Here is a 26,492-nt window from a genome sequence, read left to right as displayed (position 1 = left end):
CGTCATTCCTTCCCTTCTAGTCGAACTGCTTTTTCAGTAATGATTCTCACCATATCATGTTCAACCATGTGGCGTGCTTGTCGGATTGCATTCAGTACGGCATTCGCATCTGAAGAACCATGCGCTTTTATGACCGGTGCGCGGAGGCCGAATAGCGCTGCACCGCCATATTCGCTGTAGTCAAGTTTTTCTTTGATGGCTTTGAACTCCGGCTTCAAAACAGCAGCAGCCAATTTGCTTTTCACTGAGCTCATCAGTTGTTCCTTCAGCATTTTGAACATCAAGAGCGCTGTTCCTTCAATTGTTTTTAAAACGAGATTGCCAGAGAAACCATCACAAACCACCACATCAGCAACCCCATCAAGAAGATCCCTGGATTCAACGTTGCCGACAAAGTGAACAAGATCGGTTTCTTTTAACAATTGAAAAGTTTGTTTAGAGAGCTCGTTTCCTTTTCCGTCCTCGGTCCCGACGTTCAATAACCCTACTCGGGGTTTTCCGATGCCTCTCACTTTCTCGCTGTAAACACTTCCCATCAAAGCATATTGGAAAATGTGTTCAGGTTTCGCATCCATATTGGACCCAACATCCAACAAGACGAACCCTTGTCCGTCCAATGTAGGGAGAGTCGGGGATAATGCAGGCCGTTCGATTCCAGGTATACGACCGATATGTAAGAGTCCCGTCGTCATCAACGCCCCCGTATTTCCCGCAGAAATGCAGGCATCCGCTCTTCCTTCTTTTACTTCAACCGCAGACAACACCATCGATGCTTGTTTCTTTCTGCGGACAGCACGTACTGGTTCGTCTCCACTCGAGATCATTTCTGATGTATGTATAATCGAGACCCGGTCTGTTCCGGACAAATATTGAATGAGCTTATTTTCATCACCGACCAGGACAACCTCAAGGTCGGCATATTGATTGACAGCTTCAACAGCACCGAGCACAATCTGTTCTGGTGCATGATCACCGCCCATTGCATCAATCGCGATTTTCATTTATGAATGACGTCCTTTCTATGTTGCTTTTGTTGGAACGGAACATGGTGAATATACCTTCAAAAACCAGTTCCTGTTCAACATAGCTCTTCACTTCCACGATGGATCGATCACTCTGATTGTCGATCACAATCGCTTTGGCTACAACCCGTTCTCCGACTTTAACCTGTCTGGTGAAACGGAGATCGGATTTTTCAGTCAGAGCCATTTCATCATTTATGATCGCTACGGCAAGCGAATTCGCTTGTGCAAACAAATGATGTCCTCGAGCAATGTTATGCCTTGAAAAGACATGCTCTTTTTTGATGTCCAATATCGAAATTGCAGACTTATCAAGCTGGAGATCGATAATTTCACCGATGACATCTTCAATTGAAAGTGCCTTCACTTCATCCAGTTGCTGCCGAGCAACACTTTTGATTCGTTCCCGTAACTCAGGTATCGATAATTCAAGGCGATCAAGCCGTATTGTTTGTACACTTACCTGGAATTGATCCGCTAAATCTTCATCTGTTGTGAATGGGTTTAAAAGAATTGTCTCCTTCAACAGTTGTTGACGTTCTTTTTTATTTCTCTTCATTCCTTCACCATCCCTTACTCTTATGAGTAGGTACTAACAGTAGTATATATTGATTGGTCATTCTTTTCAAGGAATAGAAGTCTAATCGAGCTCTTCCCATACCTCAACCTGTTCAAGTAACCAATTTCTTAAAACGTCATATTGCGGATCTTTCCAAAAAACTTCAGAGTTCACCATTTTTGCAGCATCGTTCCTTGCAACTTCCAATGCCCTATAATCATGGACAAGATCAGCGACTTTAAAATCGGGCAGGCCACTCTGTTTTTTCCCAAAGAAGTCCCCTGGTCCCCTCAGCTCCAGGTCCCGCTGGGATAATTCGAATCCATCATTCGTCTCCGTCATGATCTGCATACGTTCTTTTCCAACATCCGATTTCGGATCTGCAATGAGGATACAATACGATTGAGCATCTCCCCTTCCTACCCTTCCCCGTAATTGGTGTAACTGAGACAGCCCGAACCTCTCCGCATCATACACGACCATTACGCTAGCATTTGGAACATTCACACCTACTTCGACAACAGTTGTCGACACAAGAACTTGGACCTGATTTTTACTGAATCTGGCCATGATCTCTTCTTTCTCATCAAACGATAGACGGCCATGCATCAGTCCTACGTTGAAGTTGGTAAAATAGTGGACGAGCTGTGCGTGCACATCGACCGCATTCTGGAAATCCAGCTTATCCGATTCCTCGATCAACGGGCAGATCACATAGGCTTGCCTACCCCGATTCAATTCCTTCTCGATGAATCCGAGCACCCGATCCAACATCCCATGCTTCGCCCAGTATGTCTCTATCGGCTTTCGACCGGCAGGCATTTCATCGATGGTGGAAACATCCATATCACCGAAAACGGATATGGCTAAAGTCCTCGGAATCGGTGTAGCGGTCATGAAAAGGACGTCCGGAGTCATCCCTTTCAGCCGCAATACCTTCCTCTGCTCGACTCCGAACCGATGCTGTTCATCAGTGATCACAAGGCCTAAGTTACTGAATTGGACTTCGTCCTGTATCAAGGCATGTGTGCCGATCAAAATATCAACATCTCCACTTCTGACCCGTTCCAGGATATCCTTCCGACGTTTCCCTTTGATCGAGCTAGTCAAGAGTTCTACCTCGATATTGAAATCATTGAACAATCTGGTCATGGATTCGCAGTGTTGTTCAGCTAGTATTTCAGTAGGGACCATCAAAGCGGATTGCATATTCGTCGTCACAAGAGCATACATGCTGATCGCCGCAACGATCGTCTTTCCTGAACCTACATCACCCTGCAGCAGGCGATTCATACGATAAGGCGATCGTAAATCTTTTAAAATTTCATCCACTACACGGTTCTGGGCACCTGTCAAAGGGAAAGGAAGTGACCCAATGAAAGACTCGATTTCAGATTGGTTGAACTTCCTCTCTATCCCATCGGATTTTTCTTTTTCTTGTTTACGCCACCACTGCATTTTCAGTTGGAACATCAACAATTCTTCATAGACAAAGTATCTTCTAGCATGCTTTAAATGATCGTGGGTAACTGGTGTATGGATCCATTGGATCGCTTCTCTGCGTTTGACGAGTTTGTATTGCTTCCTCAACTCTTCAGGTAAAATGTCCTCCACTGAATCTAAATATTGCTGTATGCATAATCGGATGACTTTCCGGAGCCTTTTGACTGTCCAATCACCTTTGATGGAATATACCGGTTCGATTGTCTCATCGCTTTCAGGATGGCCGAAGACCACATGCTGGGCCGTGATCGTAAGCCTGTTTTGGTCCCATTTCCCAGTTATCGTAACAGGTTGGCCGATAGCAAGCTGCTTCTTCAAAAAGGCACGGTTGAAAAATACAGCGGTGACAAGATACTTTCCAACCAGCACCCTTACCGTAAGTCTTGATTTCTTCCGGCCAAAATAACGGAGAGAAGGCTCACTGTGAACCTTCCCTTCGATTGTTGCTTTTTCATCATGCTTCAGTTCTGTCAAATCCCTCACTTTGAAATCTTCATAGCGGTACGGAAAATACATGAGAAGATCATTTACAGTGTACACTTTCAGATCAGCCAATTCCTCTCCCCGCGCTTCTCCAATTCCTTTGACATGCGTGACAGGTAATGATAAATCCATCACTTTTTCTTTAACGGCACTCCATAAATTTTCGCTTCAAGCTCCCTGCCGGTCGGAGTGGCCGCTAATCCTCCTTGTGCAGTCTCCTTAAGTGCTGTCGGCATCGTTTGCCCGATCTTGTACATCGCATCGATTACTTCGTCACAGGGAATTCGGCTTGTGATACCTGCAAGGGACATGTCTGCTGCGGTGATGGCGATGCTTGCCCCGATTGCATTTCGTTTTACACACGGAACCTCTACAAGGCCTGCCACAGGGTCACATACCAGGCCAAGCATATTTTTGAGTGCGATTGCCATGGCTTCTGCAGATTGTTCGGGTGTTCCACCAGCGAGTTCGACAATCGCAGCTGCTGCCATCCCTGTAGCTGAACCGACCTCTGCTTGGCAGCCTCCTGCAGCACCTGATATCGAGGCGTTGTTTGCTACAACAAATCCGAACGCACCTGAAGTGAATAAATAACGGACCATTTGTTCCCGGGTTGGGTTAAGTTTATCCCGAAGAGCAAAAAGAGTACCTGGTACGACTCCTGCAGAACCTGCTGTAGGTGTTGCACAGATCGTCCCCATCGCTGCATTCACTTCGTTCGTGGCAACAGCTTTACTGACTGCATCCAGAACAGTTGTACCCGCAAGGCTTTTCCCGCTCTCGATATATTTCTGTAGAAGAACAGCATCCCCACCAGTCAAACCAGAGTGGGATTTGACACCTTCCCTTATTCCGCGTTCCACAGCTTTTTCCATGACATCAAGATTTTTTTCCATAAGTTCCATGACTGTTTCTTTGGATCTTCCGGTCACTTCCATTTCCTGTTCGATCATCACTTCGGATATCGGAACATTCTTAGAAATGGAAAGTTCCACCAACTCACTGACATTCCTGAACATAGCTCATACCGCCTTTCCCATTATTCATGAATCCGTGTCGCCTTAATGATATGTGGAAGTTTTTCAATATCTTTCAAAACGTCGTCTCCGATATTTTGATCGACTTCAATCGTCATCAAAGCTTCACTGCCGATTTCTTTTCTACCGACTTCCATATGTCCAATGTTGATCTGGTGCTTGGCTAATAAGTTGGCTACACCGGCAATGGCACCATAGTGATCGTTGTGTACGACCAATAATGCAGGATGATTCCCGGATAAACCTAGTTCGAATCCATTCATCTCGATAATTTCGATCTTTCCGCCTCCGATGGAAATCCCGACAACTTCCAGCTCCCCATCCTTATCTCCAAGCCGGATCCGTGCTGTATTGGGATGATCCGTCAAAGCTTCCTCTTCTGACATTTTGATCTTGATTTTTTCTTGTTTAGCGATATTCAACGAATCACTAATCCGTTCATCGAATGTGTCGAAATCCAAAATCCCCCCGACGATCGCCACATCCGTACCATGACCACGGTACGTTTTCGCAAAAGAACCGTAAAAGGAAATATGCGCCCATTCGGGTTTACGACCGAACAATGACCGGGCCACTCGTCCGATCCGAGCTGCCCCCGCTGTATGGGAGCTGGATGGTCCGATCATGATAGGACCGATGATATCGAAGACGCTTTTAAACTTCATTGTGATTCCCCCATTTGTGCATATAGAGAACTGATTGAACAGCTCTGACAGATAAAGAATATTCCTACCTGTCAGGAATCCGTTCTGATCATGGTAGGAATATTCAAGGCGTTTATTCTACAGAAATGATATACGAATATATTGGCTGGTTGCCTGGATGGATTTCAACTTCAGCATCAGGGAATTTTCCCTCAATCCATTCTCCAAGCGCGGTTGCTTCAGCTTCATCGCAATCTTCTCCGAAAATGATGGTGACGATTTCATCTTCGTCTTTGATCATTTCTGACAACAGCGCTTCGGCAGCCTCTTTTTGAGTGCCTTTCGCTGCAACGATCTTCCCATCGAAGATTCCCATGAAATCATCTTTCTTGATATCAACTCCATCAATGCTCGTATCCCGTACTGCAAAGGTGATTTGTCCGGATTTTACATGTTTGACCGCTTCAGTCATCGCCGATTGGTTTTCATCGAGTGAAGAGCCTGGATTGAATGCGAGAAGTGCAGAAATCCCTTGTGGAACCGTTTTCGTTTTCACTACTGCCACTTCTTCCTCCACGACTGTTGCTGCCTGCTCAGCAGCCATGACGATGTTCCCGTTGTTCGGAAGGATGATCAACTTTTCAGCGTTCGCCTCATGGATTGCCTGGACAATATCTTCTGTACTTGGGTTCATCGTTTGCCCTCCGGCAATGACGACCGTGGCTCCCAAACTTTTGAACAACGCTTCAATCCCGGATCCCATCGAAACGGTAATGATCCCGAATTCCTTTTTTGCAGCTTTAGATTGGATGTTCTCTGTTGATTCAGGCTTGTCTTCTTTATCTATTATAGCCATATGCTGTTCCCGCATGTTCTCAATTTTTATATTAATCAAGTCACCATACGTTTGAGCGAGAGTCAGCATATCTCCCGGCTTTTCCGTATGTATATGAACCTTGACGAGATCCTCATCCGAAACGACGAGTAGGGAATCCCCATGTTTGCTGAGTTGATTTCTGAAATCTTCTTCAGAAAAAGGGTTCTCCTTCGTTTTTTCAGATTTGAATTTCACCATGAATTCTGTACAGTATCCATAATGGATATCATCTGTTCTCATATGGTTTTGTGCCTTATGGTGCTCCGCTTTCACAAGTTCATCCATGGATGGACCTAAGCTGCTGACCTCTGGAAGCTCTTTTCCTTCAAGTACTGCTAAAAATCCCTCATAGATCGTAACTAGACCTTGGCCTCCAGAGTCGACCACTCCGACCTCTTTCAAGATTGGTAATAAGTCAGGTGTACGCTTCAAGGATTCTTTTGCTTCTTTTAAGGTTTGCTCCATGACGTCAACCATATCGTCTGATTTACGTGCCGTTTTCGTCGCTTTTTTAGCAGCATCCTTAGCTACAGTCAGGATCGTACCTTCCACTGGTTTCATTACTGCCTTATAAGCCGTTTCTACACCAGCTTCAAACGCCTCAGCGAACAGTTTCGTGTCAATTTCGCTGTTTCCTTCAATCGCTTTTGAAAAGCCTCTGAACAACTGTGACAGGATGACACCTGAATTACCGCGTGCCCCCATGAGCAATCCTTTTGAAAAAGAAGCTGCAACTTTACCGGCGTCGTCGGTTGTACTATTTTCCACTTCCTTAACACCTGACGTGATCGTTAAATTCATGTTTGTCCCAGTATCCCCATCAGGGACTGGGAAGACATTGAGAGCGTCTACCATTTTTACGTTTTTGTTCAGGTTGTCCGCTCCGTAAATGAACATTTGGGAAAGCTTATTCCCGCCTACCTTCTTAACTGTCACGAATCCTTCCTCCTCGTTACGGGTTCGTCACCCTCACGCCTTGAACAAATATGTTGACCGAATCTACTGATAAGCCGAGCATCTGATCAAGCGTATACTTCACTTTTGTTTGTACATTGTGAGCTACTTCAGAAATTTTCGTTCCATAGCTGACGATGATATACATGTCTATGTGGACTTCATCCTCTTCTTGCCGCACAACGATTCCACGGCTGAAATTGTCGCGGCCAAGAAGTTCAGTGATGCCATCTTTAATTTGCTTTTGCGAGGCCATTCCGATGATACCATAACAATCGATCGCAGCTCCACCTGCGATTGTTGCAATAACATCGTTAGAAATATCAATTTCCCCGTACTTTGTTTTCATTTCTATAGACATGCAAAATCCTCCCTTGGATTATAATGACCTATGGCTAGTGTCATTTTACTATAATATCCTTCATTTTGAAAGAAAATATCATGGAATTGGAAATTGTCGTGTCAAGTAAATAAACTTGATAAACAATGTTGCATTCTTTTATATCTCATGCTACTATAATGTAGTGTTTTCTTAAAATTTTACTAAGATTATTCAAGTTTCTTATTGTAATAAAGGAGGTACCAATCATGGCTAGAAAATGTGTTGTTACTGGTAAGAAGACTAACTTTGGAAACAAGCGTTCTCACGCGTTAAACACTACGAAACGTAAATGGGGAGCGAACGTTCAGAAAGTTCGTATTCTTGTAGACGGTAAACCAAAACGGGTATATGTATCTGCTCGTGCCTTGAAGTCAGGCAAAGTAGAACGCGTCTAATTTAAAAAGCACAAAAAGGACCAGCTCACTTTCAAGAGGGAGCTGGCCCTTTTTTGATTTAGAGATAATTTCAAAGTGGCAAAGTGATTGCGCAAAAATCAACAATTAACTAAAGAAAAGCGCAAACGCCCTAGTCAGCCACGAAGGTCACTGGAAGTCCGACTGCGTGGGTAAACCCTTCGATCTAAATCAATGTGTCGGCCGCCGCAGGAGGACTGAAGTGATCCAAATGGTTGGGCGGTGGAGCTAGACATCACTTCACCCCAACCAAAATTTCTATAATTTCTTATCCTTTTAAAAAACAAAAAAGCACCTGGTTGGTGCTTTTTTGTTACCCTTTTTTAAAGGATCCTAAGATCGCCCTGACGAATCCGCCTAAAAACTTTGGCAGTTTGATGGTATAAAATTTCATGATTCCGCCTCCTCCAACGTTAGTTTCCGGAAGAACCCACCTTCGGAAAATTAACATTCTATTTAAGTATATTCGTCTACTTAGAAATAGTACCCGGAGTTTGTAATTTTTGATCTCGATCTTTGCTTCTTATCATCATAATTATGCCGCTATCAAATGAATAAGTACCTTTTTTTGTTACAAGCTCATTTGAAATGCAAAGGGTGGATCCCCATTCTATCATTGCATCCTCTAATGGATAACGAAAGCCCACAAGTGTTACACCCGATACGAGCGGGGAAAATGGAATGAAAGAAACATACGGAAATTCATGAATGGCTTCAATTGTATAGGACCCCGGACTTCTCATAACGATGATGTTATCCCGGTCTACGACCTCGACCTCTATCTTCTGTTCTATACCTAATTTTAGGAGTTGGATATTGATTATTTCATGATCCAAACGCCCGCCAGTCGCACCATATAAAATGATTTTTTCTGGCCTCTTTTCTATCGCCCATCTGATTGCCAATTCCAGATCCGTCATGTCTTTTTCACGTTCGAAGGTATAGAGGTTCATTCGTTTTTCTTGAAGTCTGGCAACTTCTTCACTTGAAATAGAGTCGAAATCACCGAAGGCGGCAATTGGCTCTATATCTCTTCTTTGAAGATAAAGCACCCCTTCATCTACTCCGATAAAAAACGCATCATCCAATTCGAGCCGATCGGGCAGAAGATATTCAGGTCCTCCAGAAACTAAACAAATCGTCTTCAATACGGTCACTCTCCATGAACCAACTTAGGCGCTGTTTTTGATAATAGGGCAAGTAATACGACAGTCAGGATAAAGGTCGGAACGATATAAGAACTGTTGTACGTTATCGAATACAGCCAGACCGGTGTCCCTTCAGGAGCGGCGCTCGCAAAAAAGATGACGCCTGAAATGACATGACTGATCAAACGGAACAGACTTCCGATGAATGTTCCTAAAAGGATCAACCATATCCTTCTACTATAAGAGTCTTTGGATTTTGGCCTGAACAATCCTGCAAGACCAACTACTAAAAACGCCAATGGATAATCCAGCACTACTTGGACAGGATGGACGATATATGGATTGATGATCAATTGTAAAATACCGATCATCAAACCTGTCAGAACTCCGCCAGCCACTCCTCTTCGAAATGCCATAATGAAGATCGGAACCATTTCAAGTGAAACGGAACCTCCGAAAGCCCAAGGTCCGCTTAATTTTACAAATCCTAAAATAATACCGAGAGCAGACATGATCGCAATCTCAGCAATCATCAACATGCGATTATTCATAGACTTTTTCTCCCCTTACCATCGATGAAACCAGAACATCCCTACTAAAAAAGCAACTGCATAGGGTAACAGTTGCTTTCATCAAATATAAATCATTTGAAAGCCAACTTCCCTCCGCAGGTTTGATCCTGTTCAGGTTCTAAAGGGTCAGGAGCATACACTCCACTCTCAATCTCTTCAAGAGATTCCCCTAGTGGTTTCATTACTATATTTTTATTTCTAAATCATTATACACCACGGATAGCAGCTATTGCATCCTTCCGGTTTTCTTTATTATAGATGGCAGATCCGGCAACGAGAACATTCGCCCCGAATTCCCTGCATAATTTGGCTGTATCTGGATTGACACCGCCATCAACTTCAATGTCGATTTCCAATCCTTTTTCCGTACAAAGATTTGAAACTTCCCTGATTTTCGGTAGAACTTGGTTTATGAAAGATTGGCCACCGAATCCAGGGTTCACAGTCATCAGCAACACAAGGTCAACATCTTCTATGACATGTTCAATCAAGTTGACCGGCGAGTGGGGATTGAGGACGACTCCTGCTTTTTTACCCTGGTCTTTGATTAAATGGACTGTGCGGTGCAGATGCGGACAAGCTTCTACATGTACCGAAATGATATCCGCACCAGCTTCAGCGAATTCTGGAATATATTTGTCAGGGTGTTCAATCATCAGATGGACATCCAGCGGAAGATCCGTGATAGGTCTTATTGCATCGACAATCAAGGGTCCAATCGTTATATTCGGTACAAAATGTCCATCCATGACATCAACGTGGATATAGTCCGCTCCCGCTGCTTCAACATCTTTTATTTCATCTCCTAAACGGGAGAAGTCCGCTGAAAGGATTGATGGTGCAATTTTAATCATGACTTAATACCTCCGTTTTTGGTCTTTGATCTCTTGTAGAAATTGTAAGTAATGGTCATAACGGAATTGGGCTATTTCATTATTTTCCAATGCTTTTTTCACAGCACATTTCGGTTCTGATACATGGGTACACCCTCTGAATTTACAATCAGGACGGCGATCTCTCATTTCAGGAAAGTAGATGGATAAGTCTTCTGGTTCGATTTCGATGAAATCAAGTGAACTGAAGCCAGGGGTATCTGCCACAAGCCCCTCACCAAAAGGGATCAGCTCCACATGCCTAGTCGTGTGTTTCCCTCTTCCAAGATGATCAGAGATATCATTAGTTTCCAAGTTCAATTCTGGATTCAATACATTCAACAATGTCGATTTGCCGACACCTGACTGTCCTGCAATGACTGTTACCTTATCTTCAAAAAGTTCCCTTACTTCTTCAAGCCCCCTTTGTTCCAAAGAAGAAGTTTCGAGAACCTGGTAACCGATTTGACGGTAGACCTCCAGCTCTTTTTCGATTTCCTTGTCATCTGTCAATAAATCAAGTTTACTAACACAAATGACCGGAAGAATCTCGTTCGCTTCAATATGGACTAAAAACCGATCCAAAAGGTGCGAGTTAAAGCTTGGCCGGCGTGCGGAAAATATGATGAGTGCCTGGTCAATATTTGCAACAGGAGGCCTGATCAGTTGATTCTTACGTTCGAAGATTTCCAAAACATAACCGTCTGTCAGATTAGTCGATTCAAATGCCACTTCATCTCCCACAAGAGGTGTCAACTTCCGTTTTCGAAAATTTCCTCTGCCTCGGCATTGATAGATTTCATTTTCTTCTTCACTTTTCACATAATAATACCCGCTCAACGCTTTAATGATCGTTCCTTTTGGCATGCAGTCCATCTACTCTCCATTCTGAAAGTTTTTCGCTTCTTCATACGTAAACGATTCATTATAATACTCTTCATCGTCCACATAGACTTTGTAGCTACCTTCACCGTTATACTTTATGGTCAATGGGATTTCGAACATTTCTGTTTCAGAGATTTCTTTATCTACGATCGTCCGCTCTCCGTTAGCGTCATTGGTCACGATCCGGACCTGTTTCGGTTCTTTCTGTTTATCCTTTTTATCTTTATTTTTGTTCCCTTCGCCATTGCCATCTCCACTACCGGAATCTTCTTCACTGAATTCTACTTCCACCATATCTTTGATGGTTACTGGTTCTGGCACACCTTTAGAAACGGTGACAGTGATTTCACTCCCAGCCCTCACTGTTTCACCCGGTTTCGGATCCGTCCTTATGATGTTTCCATCATCCACATCTTCTGAATACTCACGTTCAGCTTCTTTTAATTTGAGCCCATTCCCATTTGCATACGTATTTGCTTCTTCAAGTGACTTTCCGATCAGATCAGCAAGATCAAATGGCGGTGGCCCGCTACTGACATATAAAATCAAAACTTCCTGGCCAGGCACGACCATTTCTCCTGCTTCCGGAATTTGTTCGATGATCTGTCCAGCAGGTACGTCTTCACTGCTTCTTGTTGGGTAATCGACCCGTTTGAAAAGATCCTCAACCTTCGTCCGCTTCACATCATCTTCTTCTTGGCCAACATAATTCTCTACTTCAAATTTTTCAGGTCCCGAACTGACAATCAATTTCACCGTCTGATTTTCCTTCACGGCTGTTCCTGGTGACGGGGTTTGCCTGATGACATGCCCTTCTTCAACTTCAGAGCTTGGCTGCTCCTCTTTTTCTGGGTTGAGCCCAGCATCCTTTATTTTCTCATATGCAGTCGTGTACGGTTGATTGATGACATCCGGAACAGAGACATCCTTCGTCTGGAATATTTCTGGCCACAAGGTGACCGCCGCTACACCAGCAATCCCTAAAAGGAGAAATACCATTAAAATGATTGCGACCCAATTCTTCTTTTTCTTCTTATCTTTCTTCTCTTTCTTTTGCTTCCCGCCTTTTTCTACTCCCACTTCACCTTTGGTTGAAGGGACGGGTGCAGTTTTCATTTGCTCTGTTATATTTCCGATCGGAGTCAGTACTTTTGTCGCTTCTTCATCTTCATCAAACGAATGTTTCGGTTCATCGATTCGATCAGGATCAAGTACTGTTCTTAAATCTTCTTCCAGTGCCTGGACGTTTTCAAATCGCTCGTTCGGATTTTTGGCCATCGCCTTCAATATAATATTCTCAATACTCTGTGGTATATCTGGATTGATCAATTTTGGTTCGGGAAATTTTTCTTGAAGATGTTTCAATGCTACAGAAACAGCTGATTCACCTGAAAACGGTAGTCTGCCAGTCACCATTTCATAGAAAACTACACCTAATGAGTAAATATCGGACTTGTTATTGGCAATACCACCTCTTGCTTGTTCCGGTGAGAAATAGTGGACACTGCCCAATACAGAGTGCGTGTGAGTAATCGTTGCTGACGTTGCAGCTAATGCAATGCCGAAATCTGTTACTTTAGCATTTCCATTCTCATCTATTAAAATATTATGAGGCTTGATATCCCTGTGCACGATGTGATGTTCATGGGCATGTGCGATCGCAGAGGAGATCTGTTTCATGATTTCAACTGCCCGCTCCGGAGATAATGGACCATTTTCCCGTATGATCTGTTTCAATGTCTTACCTTTCACATACTCCATGACGATGAAATAAATCTGTTCTTCTTCTCCGACATCGACGATATTGACGACATTCGGATGATTCAGACTCGTGGCTGATTCAGCTTCACGTCGAAAACGCCTGATGAAGTCCTCATCAGTCGAGTATTCTGAACGCAATACTTTCACAGCGACGATCCGATCGAGTATCAAGTCTTCCGCTTTATAAACCACAGCCATGCCGCCATCACCAATGATCTCTAGGATCTTGTATCGAGAACTGATACGTCTTCCGATCATTTGGCTACACCTTCTTTTAGACCAACCTCATTAGCTAAGAGAATAATGGTGATGTTATCTTCCCCGCCAGCATCATTGGCCATCTTGACCAGGAGGTTCGCTTTTTCGTTCAAGGACCCATCGTCAGTCACAACTTCCAGTATCAAGTTTGCCGGAACCTTGTTGGAAAGACCATCTGAACAAATGAGAAGATAATCTCCGGGAGCCCATGAGTAATTCAGATTATCCACCCTCACATTCGGGTCTGTACCGACTGACCTCATGACAACGTGTTTCCTCGGATGGTATTCTGCCTCTTCATCTGTGATTTGTCCTGATTTCACAAGTTCATTGACCAGGGTATGGTCCTCCGTAAGCATTCTGATTGATTGATCGTGTATATGATAGCAACGACTGTCTCCGACATGACCTAAGGAAACCTCATCTTCCGTCGCTCTAAGTAAGATCACAGTCGTACCCATACCATGACACTCCGGGTGCTCATTAGCATACGTATAAATACTTGAGTTGGCGTCCTCGATCAATGATTGAATCACATTCGCTGTTTCGACCTTTTCGTTTATGTATGTATTAAGATGATCCTTGATGTAGTTGACCGCCATCTGGCTGGCAACATCTCCAGCATTATGCCCTCCCATCCCATCGGCAACAACAGCGAAAACATCCGAGGCAGAGAATTGGATCACTGCCCCACTGTCTTCGTTATGGGAACGTACTTTACCTTGATCAGTTTGAAAAGATGCCTTCAACAACCTACCTCACCTCGTTTCGTCCTTACGCTCCTTCGCACGCAGCTGACCGCAGGCAGCGTCGATATCATGACCCTGCTCCCGGCGAATAGTAACATTCACACCGCGCTCTTTTAACGTGCTTTCAAATTTAAAAATTTGATTCTTAGGAGTACGGACGTAATCTCTCTCTGGTACATAGTTTACAGGAATCAAGTTGACATGACACTTTATATCATGGATCAGATCGGAAAGAAGTTCAGCATGTTCAACCTGATCATTGACACCTCCGAACAATCCATATTCAAATGTGACACGCCGCCCTGTCTTCCGGATATAATAACGAATGGAATCCATCAGATCATCAAGAGGGTACATACGGTTCACCGGCATAAGTCGACTACGGATCTCTGCTGTGGGGGCGTGAAGGGAGATCGCAAAATTGATCTGCATACCTTCATCAGCAAAATCATAGATTTTCGGCACGACACCACTCGTTGAGATCGTAATATGCCGTGCTCCGATATTCAATCCTTCATCGTGGTTGATTATTTTCAGGAAAGAAATCAATTCTTCATAATTATCGAAAGGTTCCCCGATCCCCATAATAACGACAGAGCTGACCCGTTCATCCGTCTCATCCATCGCTCGTTGTACTTCCAATACTTGCGCAACGATTTCTCCAGCCTTCAAGTTACGTTTCAGACCACCCAGCGTCGAGGCACAGAAGGTACAGCCTAACCGGCAACCGACTTGAGTTGTTACACAGACACTGTTTCCATACTCATGTCTCATCAAAACGGTTTCTATTGAATATCCATCTTCAAGTTCAAAAAGAAACTTGATTGTCCCATCCTTCGATTCTTGCCGGACGACTTGCTTTAAGGGAGTGATTACAAACGCTTCATCCAGTTTTTGACGCAGATCCTTTGATAGGTTCGTCATCTCTGCAAATGAAGCCACCCTTTTTTCGTAAAGCCATTCATAAATTTGCTTGGCACGAAACGATGGCTCACCGGCTTGCTTCAGCCAATCCAGAAGATCTTCGTATTTCAATGAAAATATGGAAGTCCCAACGTTCGGATTAGTTTGTTTTTCCGTCAACGGTTTCAACATGTTCCAACACCGCCTTTTCTAGAAGTTTTCCTTAAACATGCTATATAAAATCCATCACTATTGAAATATTGCGGAAGAATCTGAAGTTCATCTTTCGTTTCTGAAATGTAAGGTTTTACAGTAGCTGGCATCCTCAAAGACAATGCTTCATCCCATTCGAATTCAGGATGGCGGTCCAGAAACCGCTGAACCTGGATATTGTTTTCCTCTGATTCTATTGTACATGTACTGTAAACCAATAATCCACCTATTTTAAGGACACGGGAAACGGCTTCCAATAATTCTTCCTGGACTATTTGGATCCGTTCAATATCTTCAGGTTTCTTTCCCCATTTGATATCGGGTTTTCTGCGAATGACACCGAAACCTGTGCAAGGGGCATCCAATAGCACCCTATCAAAGGATTCTTCCTTGAATAATTTAGCGGCCTTCCTAGTATCCATCGCGATCGTTTCTATATTCGTCAAACCGAGCCGTTCCACCTGCTGTTCAATGAGCTTGACTTTATGCTCATGCAAGTCAATCGCAGTTATTTCCCCTTGATTGTCCATCCTTTCAGCAAGGTGTGTCGTTTTCCCTCCAGGTGCCGCACAGGCATCCAAAATACGTTCATCTGGTTGGGGATCAAGTGCATAGCCTACAAGCATCGAGCTTTCATCTTGAATCGTCAGAGCTCCCGATTTATAAACATCAGATTCAGGAAGATTCCCTGATATAATCCTTATCCCTTCAGGCACCAACTTGCTTGGCTCCGCGTTTACGGATTCATCTTTCAACCGTTCGATAGCATCCTTGATAGAAAGTTTAAGGCGGTTAACCCTGGCAGTTACCTTCGGTGGTGTATTATTGACCGTACACATTTCCCGTGTCCGTTCATTTCCAAACTGATCAATCCAACGGTTAACCAGCCATTCAGGATGGCTGCACTCAATCGCTAATTGTAACCTTTTATCCGGTATTGATGCAACACCAGGGATCCCTTTTCGTTGGACATTCCTAAGTACACCATTGACAAATCCAGAGATGCCCTTGTGCCCTCTCTTCTTTGCGAGCACAACTGCTTCATTGATGATGGCATGATCAGGGACACGGTCCAGGTACACCATTTGATAAACGGATAGCCGTAAAAGGACCAGCACCCAGTCTTCAAGCTTGTTCAATGGTTTCTTAATGAAACCTTTCAAGTAATAATCAAGTGTATTCTTCCGTTGAAGAGTGCCATATACGATTTCAGTCAAAAGGGCTGCATCTTTCCCTGAAAATTTGTTTTTCCTGATCGCTTGGTTTAATAAAAGGTTGCTGTAAGCTTGCGACCGGTCTATTTTCAATAACAGGTCCGTCGCAACTTCCCGAACATTTCTCATCATTATTCACCGAATTTCATTTCTGTATTAAGCTGAGCTCCAGCAAGATATTGGGCGGCATCCATCTGTTTCCTGCCTGCGGGCTGCATCTCTGTGATCCTTATTGCTGTTTGGTTTCCAGTTCCAACTAGAATTCCTTTATTATCAAATGCCAGAATTTGACCAGGTTCACCGTTTTGTTCAACGGTTTCTTTTCGTCCCCACCAGATCTTTATATTCTTGCCCTCAAGCATAGTGTAAGCCACTGGCCATGGATTCAACCCTCTGATCTGGTTATAGATGTCTTCTCCGTCCGCTTTCCAATCGATTTTTTCCATTTCCCTTGAAATATTTGGAGCATACGTGACTTTTGATTCATCTTGAGGAATACGTTGTAATTCATCATTCACAAGCATCGGAATCGTATCTCCAAGCAATTCCGCTCCCGCCTCGCTCAACTTATCATGAAGGCTTCCGACATTGTCTTCCTCTTCAATTGCCACCGTAACTTGACTTAGCATATCACCTGCATCCAACTTTTCCACCATATACATGATTGTGACGCCTGTCTCTTTTTTGCCATCGATGATCGCTTTGTGGATTGGCGCGCCTCCGCGATATTCAGGAAGGAGAGAGGCATGTACGTTTATACAACCTAATCGAGGATAAGTCAGCAATTCACTGGGTAAAATTTGTCCATATGCTGCCGTGATGATGAGATCGGGTTCGTACTTCAAGATTTCTTCATACTCCCACCTCACCTTTTCCGGTTGTAAAACAGAGATTTCATGTCGCAGCGCTTCCCGCTTTACAGGAGGCGGCGTAATAACTTTCTTCCGTCCGACTGGCTTGTCCGGTTGTGAAACGACAGCAACGACTTCATAACCATCACGGATGATCCTTTTCAAAACCGGAACTGAAAAATCTGGAGTCCCCATAAACACGACTTTCATATTATCACCTATCTTATTTATCTATATTAAGAATGCAGTCCCACTGCCAGCTGTCAAAACTGACTCCGGATTTTGAACTTTCATCTCATTACATGATCGTCTGTGGATGCATATCAATACCGATCACTAACCCGTCCCGCTGCATCCTTTTTTGAAAATGGACAAGAATTTCATTTAATGTTTCTTTTAATTTTGGTTCATTTTTGTATTTTATCACGCATTGGTAACGATATCTATCTTTCATACGAGGAACCGGTGATGCTACAGGTCCAAGGACGACCGCTTTTGCACTCAGTGATTCTTTCAACCGGCCAGCGATTTTCTCACATATATCGACAACGTACATCAATTCTTCATGTGAAATTGTCACCAGTGTCAGGAAATAGAATGGAGGATATTGATGCAATTTTCGAATTTGCATTTCCTTATTATAAAAGGTGAGAAAATCGTGATGTTGAGCAAGCTGGATACTATAATGCTCTGGTGTATAGCTCTGAATGACCACCTCGCCTGATAATTCATGTCTTCCGGCCCTTCCCCCCACCTGGGTCAAAAGCTGGAAGGTCCTTTCAGAGGAACGGAAGTCGGGAAGATGTAACATTGAATCAGCAGCGAGCACTCCAACAAGGGTCACGTTCGGAAAATCCAATCCCTTTGCGATCATTTGTGTCCCTAATAGAATATCCGCTTTTTTCTCGGCAAACGCATTCAATAACTTTTCATGCATCCCTTTCCGGCTAGTCGTATCAACATCCATCCGGATCACACGAGCTTCAGGGATCAGCCTGTTCAGTTCTTCCTCGACTTTTTGGGTGCCAGTTCCGAAAAAGCGGATGTGTTCTGAATTGCATTCGGGGCACTCGGAGGGCTGTTGTGCTTCATACCCGCAGTAATGGCATTTCAAGGAACTGTAACGTTTATGGTAAGTAAGGGAAATGTCACAATGTGGACATTGGGCGACATAGCCGCAATCCCGACAATTAATGAATGTTGAATAACCACGCCGGTTCAATAGCAAAACACTTTGTTCACCCTTTTCCTTCCGATCTTTCAATCGATCGAATAGGGATTGTGAAAATAAAGATCGATTTCCTGAGCGTAATTCCTCCCGCATATCGACGACTTCGGCCTTCGGTAAATCTTTATTGTTCACCCTCTCATTGAGAGTGCAGTGGGTATAAACACCCTTTTGTGCCCTCGCATAAGATTCAAGGGTCGGAGTCGCGCTGCCCAATATTACCGGACACCTATGGAATTTCCCTCTTTGGATCGAAATATCCCTGGCATGGTACCGGGGATTCTCTTCTTGTTTATAGCTAGACTCATGTTCTTCGTCGATAATGATGATGCCGAGTTTTTTAAAAGGAGCAAAAACCGCTGAGCGTGCTCCGACAACCACCCTTGCTTCATTTCGATGGATTTTACGCCATTCGTCATACTTTTCTCCGACGGAAAGTCCGCTATGCAATACCGCAACTTCTGAACCGAAACGCCCTTTGAATCGTTGGACCATCTGGGGTGTAAGTGAGATTTCAGGTACTAGCATGATCGCTTCCTTGCCAAGATTGAGGACTTTTTCAATCGCTTGCAAATAGATTTCCGTCTTTCCACTTCCAGTAACACCATGTATCAGAAATGTCTCATGGGTCTCTGTATTGATTTTTTCCAAAATCGGCTCGATCGTTCTCTTCTGCTCATTTGTAAGTGTTAACGGCATTGTCTTTTCAAAGACACGATCATGGTACGGATCCCGATATAATTCTTTTTCGGATTCGATCAATAGCTGTTTATCAACCAATCCCTTCACTGTAACCCTTGAGGAGTCCGTCTTAGCGATCAAGGTTTGAGTAGACATCTCTTTTTGCCCAGATTCCAGTAAATAATCCAAAACAGCTGCTTGCTTCGGTGCACGTTTCAATATGTTATCACGAGCTTCCAACAATTCGTCGGTTGTTTTGTTGATGGTAATGACCTTTTGTTTCTTCTTTTTACCTTTTGAACGAATTTCATATTGGACATCGAGTTCCCCCTCATTCAAACCCTTTTGGATGAGGCTGACACACTCTTTCCCCATTTTCAGAGCTTCCTCCCAGCTCAAACCTTTTTCAGATTGCAGCGCCTCCTGGATTTCCTCAGGGAATCGTTCCAATCCAGTCTCTTCCGTCATATGAATGCGTTTCGTGTAATTCATTTTCATTGCCGCAGGCAACATCGATTGATAAGCAGAATGGAGGAAACACAATGTATGTTCTGCGATCCACTTGCCAAGTTCGATCAATTCTTCATTGATGACCGGGGACGGATCGACGACATCTACTATATTTTTAAGCTTTTTTTGCTCTGACGACTCTTTAAGGATGATGACGAAGCCGGTCAATTTCCTGGGTCCGAAAGGCACGATGACACGCATTCCGATTTTGACAGCCCCTTCTAAATGTTCAGGAATCCGATAGTCGAACGTCCGGTCAGTACCCATTGCCGGAACATCGACAATTACCCCAGCAATCATCCCTCATTCAACCCTTCCATATATCGGAGAGCGTCTTTCAACACGATTTCTGCAACCTGTTTTTTTGATAATAGAGAACTTTTCCGTTCATGCCCATCCTTCCCATATATATGGACCTGATTCGTATCTCCTTCGAATCCGGATCCTTTTTGGGAGACATCATTCGCAACGATCATATCCAGATTTTTCTGTTCTAGTTTATCCTTTGCATAATACGATACATCATCGGTTTCAGCAGCAAATCCTACTAATACTTGATGTTTTTTATGACGGCCGAGTTCCTTGAGGATATCTGTTGTCCTTTCCATTTCAATCGCAATGCTACCCTCACTCTTTTTCATTTTTGAATCATAAGTGAGCTTTGGACGATAATCAGCCACAGCAGCTGATTTAATGACCAGATCAGCCAGTTCAAAACGTGAAATTACCGCTTCATACATTTCTTTGGCTGTTTCTACCGGTAGAAATTCAACACCATATGGTACCTTAAGTACAGATGGGCCACTTACAAGAGTGACCTTTGCACCAAGTGAAACCGCTGCTTCAGCTAATGCATAACCCATTTTGCCAGTCGATCGGTTCGAGAAATATCTGACTGGATCGATATGTTCTCTTGTTGGTCCTGCAGTAATCAGAACATGTTTATCTTGGAGAATTCGGTTAGCTGCTTCCGTGAAGAACTGGTTGATCGATGCAAGGATCTCTTCCGGTTCTGCAAGTCTTCCTTTACCTACATATCCACACGCCAATAATCCTTCACCAGGTTCGATAAAACGATGTCCGAAATCTGCCAGCCTTTCCATGTTCTCAAATACTGCGGGATGGCCGTACATATGGACGTTCATTGCAGGTGCGAGCATGACTGGAGCTGAGGTCGCTAATAATGTCGTAGAAACCATATCATCAGCAATCCCATTTGCCAGTTTCCCGATACTGTTGGCAGTTGCCGGGGCTATAACAACAAGATCAGCCCAGTCAGCGAGATCGATATGAGCGACACCAGACGGATCTTTTTCATCAAATGTATCATGATATACAGGATTCCTTGAAAGCGTTTGGAAAGTCAAAGGCGTAACGAATTCCATAGCAGACTTTGTCATCATCACTTTGACGTCATAACCAGCCTGTCTGATCTTACTTGTCAGGGCGGCTGCTTTAAATACTGCAATCCCCCCAGTCACGCATAATAAAATGTGTTTACCGGTTGACACTAAAACCATCCCCTAGCTCATTTTTGTAGACATAATATTGTTATAGTGAATATATTTTTATACTTTCTTATCCTTTAAAAAAAGGCTGCCCCATAAGAAAAGTGCCAGGCGCCTCCCATGCAACAAATTGTAACAAGATGTTGTTCATTGAAGTACGTCAGACACTTAACGGGTCCAACCCTCTAATCTTTTAGCTTGTTAAGGTCATAGGTTAGCTTTCCTTCGAGAATTTCCTCAAGAGCTATACCAACGAATTTACTTGATTTAGGATCATCTACCAACGGCTTTGATGATTGCTGAATCATTCTCGCTCGTTTAGATGACACTGTAACGAGTGTGTATTTTGAATCTAATTTCTCCATCAATGAATCAATTGAAGGATAAAGCATTTAATCAACCTCCAGTAATCTTAAGTATTGTTTTTTGATTCTATCTTTCTTGCAATGTTCAGCAATCGCAATCGCTTTGATACGATCACAGGCTGCTTGTATTTCATCATTTTCCACTACATAATCATAATGATCCATCATTTCAAGTTCTTCTTTTGCCACGATCATCCGATTGTTGATCAGCTCTTCTGTTTCAGTCCCGCGGCCAACAATCCGATTTCGAAGCTCTGCCAGGCTAGGTGGGACGAGGAAGATGAAAACACCTTCAGGTACCAGGTTTCTTACCTGCAGAGCGCCTTGAACTTCGATTTCAAGAAGTACATCCTTACCAGAAGCCAACGTCTGTTCCACATATTGCAACGGGGTTCCATAGTAGTTTCCAACATATTCTGCCCATTCAAGCAATTCATTCTGTTCAATCATCTTTTCAAATTCTTTTCGTGATTTAAAAAAGTAATCGACCCCATCCTGCTCACCTTCTCGAGGTTTGCGAGTCGTAACTGAAATCGAAAATTCCAAACCATTCCACTGTTGACGCAATGCTCGATTTACCGTGCCTTTACCAACCCCCGAAGGACCAGATAATACGAACAAAATTCCTCTCTCATTCTTCATCTTCAACTTTACACCTCAGTCAATCTCTATTCTTCAGTCAAATCCTCTTTGTTTAGTAATCTTTGGGCTACCGTTTCAGGTTGGACAGCAGAAAGGATGACATGATCACTGTCTGTAATGATCACCGCACGGGTTCTTCTGCCATACGTCGCATCTATCAATTTGTGCTGAGTCCTTGAATCTGTAATGATCCGCTTGATTGGAGCTGATTCAGGACTCACGATTGAAATGATCCGATTTGCCGAAACAATATTTCCAAATCCGATGTTGATCAGTTTTATGTTCATAGGTTACCCCTCCTGGCTATCTATATCTAGCGTATCCAAGTTTCTTGACGTACAACCCTTTGTTCATGCCTTATTCAACATTTTGTACCTGTTCTTTAAGTTTCTCTATTTCACTTTTCAATTGTACAACATTTTTACTGATTGAATAATCATTTCCTTTTGAACCAATCGTGTTGCTTTCACGATTCATTTCTTGGACGAGGAAATCCAGTTTCCTCCCTACTGATCCACTTTCATTCAGTATGTCCCTGAATTGGCTTAGATGACTTTTCAGCCGGATCAATTCTTCATCAATACTGCATTTATCTGCAAAGATTGCAACTTCTGTGATGATCCGGTCTTCATCCAATTCGAACGCACCATCATGAAGGCTTTTGATCCTTTTGTATAGACGGTCCTTATAAGCTTCCTGAACTTCAGGGGCAAAGGACTCTATTTCTTGGATGATCGTATCGATCACATCTAAGCGATGGTTGAAATCCTTATTGAGATGTTTCCCTTCTTCAGCTCTCATTTCACTCAATCGGGATGCCGCCTCTTCAACAGCATCGAGAACTTTATTTGCAAACTCGTCGGTCACGTTCTCTTTTTCATGAATGGAGACGATATCTGAAAATGCGAGAAGCTGGTGATATCGGATCGGTTCTTGTACTTGGTAGCGTTCATTCAAAGTCTCATGAGCAGAAACATATTGATCCAACAAAGACCAATCGATAGACAATTCCTTTTCTACACCCGTTTCACCGTCTATACTGATCCATACATCGACCTTGCCCCGTTTTATGTATGTTGTCACACAACGCTTGATTTTGTCCTCGATGATCGTCAGCTGTCTGGGCATTCGTATATAGACTTCTGTAAAACGGTGGTTTACGGATTTAATTTCTGCCGTGATCGTATATTGTTCATGCTCAATGCATGCTCTACCAAAACCGGTCATACTATTAATCACATTATCACATCCATTGTACTATTCTATACAATTTTACAACAGTCAACAAGAATATGAAAGATTTAACGTTTTTTATCACTCCAAACACTTCAGCTGTAATAGAAAAGAGCGACCTTCCTTTCATCGGCCGCACCTTCTCATTTTCTATTTGAATGACGAATGCTTGATCGCCTGTCCTTTATATTTATTGTTTTTGAATAGATGTGAGCCGGCGAGTGCAAAGGTCGGCAGTGCTGCCATTCCAAGCACTAATAAACATTCCCTAACGTTTAGACTCGTAGTATGGAAGATGGGTTGCAACGGTTCATAATAGACGACGATGGCCAGCAACGCCACAGACGATATGACCGCCCACACGAGATAAATGTTGCCGAACGGATTACGGTGAAATACTGACCTTTCACTTCTGCAATCGAAGACATGGATCAATTGCGCCATTACAAGCGTTGAAAATGCAATCGTCTGAGCTCTTACCAGATTCTCAGGGCTTTCAGCATAGGCGATACAGAAGGCGCTGATCGTCACAAGCCCGATCAGGAACCCACGGCTGATGATTTTCCACCCAAGCCCTCGTGAGAAAATGCCTTCCTTCGTTGACCTTGGCGCCCGCTTCATGACATTTTCTTCTGCACTGTCAACCCCCAGTGCCATTGCGGGTAACCCATCTGTCACAAGGTTCACCCAGAGAATTTGAATCGGGACGAGAGGGAGGGGTAGAGCAAGCAGCATCGCGAATAACATGACCAAAATTTCTCCAACGTTAGATGCAAGTAAATACCTTATGAACTTCCTGATATTCTCATAAATATTCCGACCTTCTTCAATTGCTGCCCTTATCGTTGCAAAATTATCATCAGAAAGGATGAGAGAGGAAGATTCTCTGGCGACGTCCGTTCCTGATTCTCCCATAGAGATCCCTATATTCGCCGCCTTGATTGCAGGTGCATCATTCACACCGTCCCCCGTCATCGCCACGACATGTCCTTTATTTTGCAGTGCCTTGACGATTTTCAATTTATGTTCCGGAGAGACTCTTGCAAAAACATAGACATCATCCACTACATCCTCCAGCTCTTCAACAGACATAGATGCTAATGTCTTACCTTCCAGCACTTTTCCGTTATCCGGGATCATATTGAGCTGACGGGCAATTGCTTCGGCGGTAACGATATGATCCCCTGTAATCATGACAGTCTTGATGCCGGCCTGCTGACATTCGCGGATTGATTCGGTCGCTTCTGGTCTTGGCGGGTCGATCATCCCTTGCAGACCGATAAAAGTCAGGTTGGATTCAGCTTCGAATGTTGAAGTGATCCTCTCTCCTTTTTTCAAAGGGCGATAGGCTACAGCGATCGTCCGAAGTGCTCTGCTCCCCATTCTTTCAACAGCTTGATGGACGCCATTTTTCCTCGAATCATCCAAGTACGACTGGCGGTTATTCCATAAGATGTTATCACATCTGGATAAAACGACATCCGGAGCTCCTTTCGTCACGACATATTCCTGATTATCTGACGTTCGTACGAGGACGCTCATCATCTTCCTCTCAGAGTCAAACGGGAACTCATCCCTGATCTGATAAGATCCTTGTAAAGCCCCTTTACTCAATCCAGCCTTTTCCCCAGCAATCAGTAAAGCAATTTCGGTAGGATCTCCGTTGATCTGATATTCGTTACGCCCTTTTTTGTCGCCAAACTTTATCGATGCATTGTTACAAAGAACTCCGAAGGTCAGAAGTTGTTTTAATGCTGGAGCCTTATCAACCTCGATCGGTTGGTTCCCATTGAAAAAATCTCCTGTCAACTCAAAACCGGTCCCAGTGATCTGCCAGGACTTCCCGCTGCTCCAAACATCTGTCACTGTCATTTTATTTTGAGTGAGTGTTCCGGTTTTATCAGAACAGATGACTGTGGCACAACCTAGCGTTTCTACTGAAGGGAGCTTCCGTACGATCGCACGCCGACGGATCATTTTTTGGACACCTAATGCAAGCGCAATCGTCACGATAGCCGGGAGCCCTTCAGGAATCGCAGCAACAGCTAATGAGACACCAGCAAGGAACATCGTATACAAATCATGCCCCTGGATGACTCCGATAGCGACAACAAGGGCGGTCAGCAGCAAGGCGACTAGAATGAGAACTTTCCCAAGCTGTTCAAGTCGCCTTTGCAGTGGAGTCTGCAATCCTTCTTCACTTTTCAGAAGGTGGGCGATCTTTCCCATTTCCGTATTCATGCCAGTACCGATGACAATTCCTGTACCTTTCCCATTGGAAACGAGTGTACCCATAAAGCACATGTTCTCCTGATCCCCTGGTTCATGGTCACCTTGTAAACTTGTTGCACCGTTTTTTTGGGATGGTACTGATTCACCAGTCAGTGCCGACTCTTCCACTGATAGAGATTTCGTATCAATCAGCCTGACATCAGCCCCGATTCTGTCTCCAGCAGAAAATCGGATGATATCACCGATTACAGCTTCTCGAGAAGGTATGGTGATCCATTCCTTATTCCGTAAAACCTGGATTTTCGGGCTTGAAAGCTGTTTCAACGCTTGCAGTGAACGTTCTGCTTTTCGTTCTTGCAGAAAGCCTAAGATCCCATTTACGAACACAATCAACATGATGGCAATCGCGTCCATATACTCACCAAGAATTCCAGAGATCAAGGTCGCTATCAACAATACTAGCACCATGAAATCCTTGAATTGTGCTAAAAATACGATGATGGCAGACATTCTTTCTTCTTGTTGCAGTTCATTGGGGCCGTCTTTCGCAAACCGTTTCTTAGCTTCTTTTTCGGTCAAGCCTGTTGTAATGCTCGTCTTAAGCTTTTTTTCAATTTCTGAAGTTGAGAACGTATACCATTTCATTCTTCCACCCCGTTTAAACCTTCTTATACAAGCCATCTATATTCAGGATTGTCCTAAAAAATGCTATAATGGAACGGGAATTTGAAAGTCCTTCTAGAGATAAAAGAATAGTTCTCATACAGGGGGTTCTATCCCGTTCGAAACGATC

Annotated in this window: 25 protein-coding genes and 1 riboswitch; of the genes, 1 reads left to right on the top strand and 24 read right to left on the bottom strand. The window is 43.6% G+C overall.

Annotated elements, in window-relative coordinates:
- Positions 1-2: 2 nt before the first annotated feature.
- The 7 genes from plsX to L1611_RS12410 all read right to left on the bottom strand — a co-directional run bounded on the left by plsX (position 3) and on the right by L1611_RS12410 (position 7,440).
- A complete protein-coding gene (gene plsX / locus L1611_RS12440; protein ID WP_236313608.1) occupies positions 3-1,001 on the bottom strand; it encodes a phosphate acyltransferase PlsX in 999 nt (332 codons plus the stop codon).
- Complete coding sequence (gene fapR / locus L1611_RS12435; RefSeq protein ID WP_236313604.1) at positions 985-1,581, bottom strand: transcription factor FapR; 597 nt, start codon at positions 1,579-1,581, stop codon at positions 985-987. The genes plsX and fapR overlap by 17 nt, the downstream gene beginning before the upstream one ends.
- An 81-nt stretch (positions 1,582-1,662) precedes the next feature.
- The gene (recG, locus tag L1611_RS12430) at positions 1,663-3,699 is read right to left on the bottom strand and encodes an ATP-dependent DNA helicase RecG (RefSeq protein ID WP_236313603.1); all 2,037 of its coding nucleotides are present in this window, start codon (positions 3,697-3,699) and stop codon (positions 1,663-1,665) included.
- Positions 3,699-4,586: an L-serine ammonia-lyase, iron-sulfur-dependent, subunit alpha gene (gene sdaAA, locus L1611_RS12425; protein WP_236313601.1), complete on the bottom strand. Its 888-nt coding sequence runs from the start codon at positions 4,584-4,586 to the stop codon at positions 3,699-3,701. The genes recG and sdaAA overlap by 1 nt, the downstream gene beginning before the upstream one ends.
- A gap of 20 nt (positions 4,587-4,606) precedes the next feature.
- Positions 4,607-5,269 (bottom strand): L-serine ammonia-lyase, iron-sulfur-dependent subunit beta, encoded by a 663-nt coding sequence (gene sdaAB, locus L1611_RS12420; RefSeq protein WP_236313600.1) that lies wholly within the window; start codon positions 5,267-5,269, stop codon positions 4,607-4,609.
- 112 nt (positions 5,270-5,381) lie between these two features.
- Entirely contained in the window at positions 5,382-7,061 is a 1,680-nt protein-coding gene (locus L1611_RS12415) for a DAK2 domain-containing protein (RefSeq protein WP_236313598.1), read from the bottom strand.
- Between the two features lie 16 nt (positions 7,062-7,077).
- Complete coding sequence (locus L1611_RS12410) at positions 7,078-7,440, bottom strand: Asp23/Gls24 family envelope stress response protein (RefSeq protein WP_225065629.1); 363 nt, start codon at positions 7,438-7,440, stop codon at positions 7,078-7,080.
- A gap of 227 nt (positions 7,441-7,667) precedes the next feature.
- Here L1611_RS12410 and rpmB point away from each other — a divergent pair, with 227 nt between their 5' ends.
- Positions 7,668-7,856, top strand: coding sequence for a 50S ribosomal protein L28 (gene rpmB, locus L1611_RS12405; RefSeq protein WP_221564186.1), 189 nt, complete (start codon positions 7,668-7,670; stop codon positions 7,854-7,856).
- A gap of 331 nt (positions 7,857-8,187) precedes the next feature.
- Here the strand turns inward: rpmB and spoVM are convergent, their stop codons facing one another.
- The 17 genes from spoVM to L1611_RS12320 all read right to left on the bottom strand — a co-directional run bounded on the left by spoVM (position 8,188) and on the right by L1611_RS12320 (position 26,344).
- Entirely contained in the window at positions 8,188-8,268 is an 81-nt protein-coding gene (gene spoVM / locus L1611_RS12400; protein ID WP_096199318.1) for a stage V sporulation protein SpoVM, read from the bottom strand.
- A gap of 76 nt (positions 8,269-8,344) precedes the next feature.
- Entirely contained in the window at positions 8,345-9,022 is a 678-nt protein-coding gene (locus tag L1611_RS12395; RefSeq protein ID WP_236313597.1) for a thiamine diphosphokinase, read from the bottom strand.
- 5 nt (positions 9,023-9,027) lie between these two features.
- Entirely contained in the window at positions 9,028-9,573 is a 546-nt protein-coding gene (gene thiT, locus L1611_RS12390) for an energy-coupled thiamine transporter ThiT (protein ID WP_236313595.1), read from the bottom strand.
- A gap of 92 nt (positions 9,574-9,665) precedes the next feature.
- Positions 9,666-9,775, bottom strand: a riboswitch (TPP riboswitch).
- A 25-nt stretch (positions 9,776-9,800) separates the two neighbouring features.
- Positions 9,801-10,448, bottom strand: coding sequence for a ribulose-phosphate 3-epimerase (gene rpe / locus L1611_RS12385; protein WP_236313593.1), 648 nt, complete (start codon positions 10,446-10,448; stop codon positions 9,801-9,803).
- Between the two features lie 3 nt (positions 10,449-10,451).
- Positions 10,452-11,333: a ribosome small subunit-dependent GTPase A gene (gene rsgA, locus L1611_RS12380; RefSeq protein ID WP_236313946.1), complete on the bottom strand. Its 882-nt coding sequence runs from the start codon at positions 11,331-11,333 to the stop codon at positions 10,452-10,454.
- Positions 11,334-11,342: 9 nt separating this feature from the next.
- Complete coding sequence (pknB, locus tag L1611_RS12375; protein WP_236313589.1) at positions 11,343-13,370, bottom strand: Stk1 family PASTA domain-containing Ser/Thr kinase; 2,028 nt, start codon at positions 13,368-13,370, stop codon at positions 11,343-11,345.
- Positions 13,367-14,119 (bottom strand): Stp1/IreP family PP2C-type Ser/Thr phosphatase, encoded by a 753-nt coding sequence (locus L1611_RS12370; RefSeq protein WP_236313588.1) that lies wholly within the window; start codon positions 14,117-14,119, stop codon positions 13,367-13,369. The genes pknB and L1611_RS12370 overlap by 4 nt, the downstream gene beginning before the upstream one ends.
- A gap of 9 nt (positions 14,120-14,128) precedes the next feature.
- On the bottom strand, positions 14,129-15,214 hold the full coding sequence (gene rlmN, locus L1611_RS12365) for a dual-specificity RNA methyltransferase RlmN (RefSeq protein WP_236313587.1): 1,086 nt from the start codon (positions 15,212-15,214) through the stop codon (positions 14,129-14,131).
- The gene (gene rsmB / locus L1611_RS12360) at positions 15,208-16,581 is read right to left on the bottom strand and encodes a 16S rRNA (cytosine(967)-C(5))-methyltransferase RsmB (RefSeq protein ID WP_236313586.1); all 1,374 of its coding nucleotides are present in this window, start codon (positions 16,579-16,581) and stop codon (positions 15,208-15,210) included. Before rsmB ends, rlmN begins: the two co-directional genes overlap by 7 nt.
- Positions 16,581-17,510, bottom strand: coding sequence for a methionyl-tRNA formyltransferase (gene fmt, locus L1611_RS12355; protein WP_236313585.1), 930 nt, complete (start codon positions 17,508-17,510; stop codon positions 16,581-16,583). The genes rsmB and fmt overlap by 1 nt, the downstream gene beginning before the upstream one ends.
- Before the next feature lie 88 nt (positions 17,511-17,598).
- Positions 17,599-20,019 (bottom strand): primosomal protein N', encoded by a 2,421-nt coding sequence (gene priA, locus L1611_RS12350; RefSeq protein WP_236313583.1) that lies wholly within the window; start codon positions 20,017-20,019, stop codon positions 17,599-17,601.
- On the bottom strand, positions 20,016-21,230 hold the full coding sequence (gene coaBC / locus L1611_RS12345) for a bifunctional phosphopantothenoylcysteine decarboxylase/phosphopantothenate--cysteine ligase CoaBC (RefSeq protein ID WP_236313582.1): 1,215 nt from the start codon (positions 21,228-21,230) through the stop codon (positions 20,016-20,018). Before coaBC ends, priA begins: the two co-directional genes overlap by 4 nt.
- 182 nt (positions 21,231-21,412) lie before the next feature.
- Positions 21,413-21,619: a DNA-directed RNA polymerase subunit omega gene (rpoZ, locus tag L1611_RS12340; protein WP_236313581.1), complete on the bottom strand. Its 207-nt coding sequence runs from the start codon at positions 21,617-21,619 to the stop codon at positions 21,413-21,415.
- Entirely contained in the window at positions 21,620-22,234 is a 615-nt protein-coding gene (gene gmk, locus L1611_RS12335; protein WP_236313579.1) for a guanylate kinase, read from the bottom strand. It abuts the gene before it with no gap.
- Positions 22,235-22,260: 26 nt separating this feature from the next.
- Positions 22,261-22,521: an extracellular matrix/biofilm regulator RemA gene (gene remA / locus L1611_RS12330; protein ID WP_225065642.1), complete on the bottom strand. Its 261-nt coding sequence runs from the start codon at positions 22,519-22,521 to the stop codon at positions 22,261-22,263.
- Positions 22,522-22,591: 70 nt separating this feature from the next.
- The gene (locus L1611_RS12325; RefSeq protein ID WP_236313577.1) at positions 22,592-23,473 is read right to left on the bottom strand and encodes a YicC/YloC family endoribonuclease; all 882 of its coding nucleotides are present in this window, start codon (positions 23,471-23,473) and stop codon (positions 22,592-22,594) included.
- 144 nt (positions 23,474-23,617) lie between these two features.
- On the bottom strand, positions 23,618-26,344 hold the full coding sequence (locus L1611_RS12320; protein ID WP_236313576.1) for a calcium-translocating P-type ATPase, SERCA-type: 2,727 nt from the start codon (positions 26,342-26,344) through the stop codon (positions 23,618-23,620).
- Positions 26,345-26,492 lie beyond the last annotated feature (148 nt).

This window comes from Pseudalkalibacillus salsuginis, assembly GCF_021646685.1.
Lineage (GTDB): Bacteria > Bacillota > Bacilli > Bacillales > Fictibacillaceae > Pseudalkalibacillus > Pseudalkalibacillus salsuginis.
The sequence above is the reverse complement of the archived record's forward strand: the minus strand, read 5'-3'. Positions and strand labels throughout refer to the sequence as shown.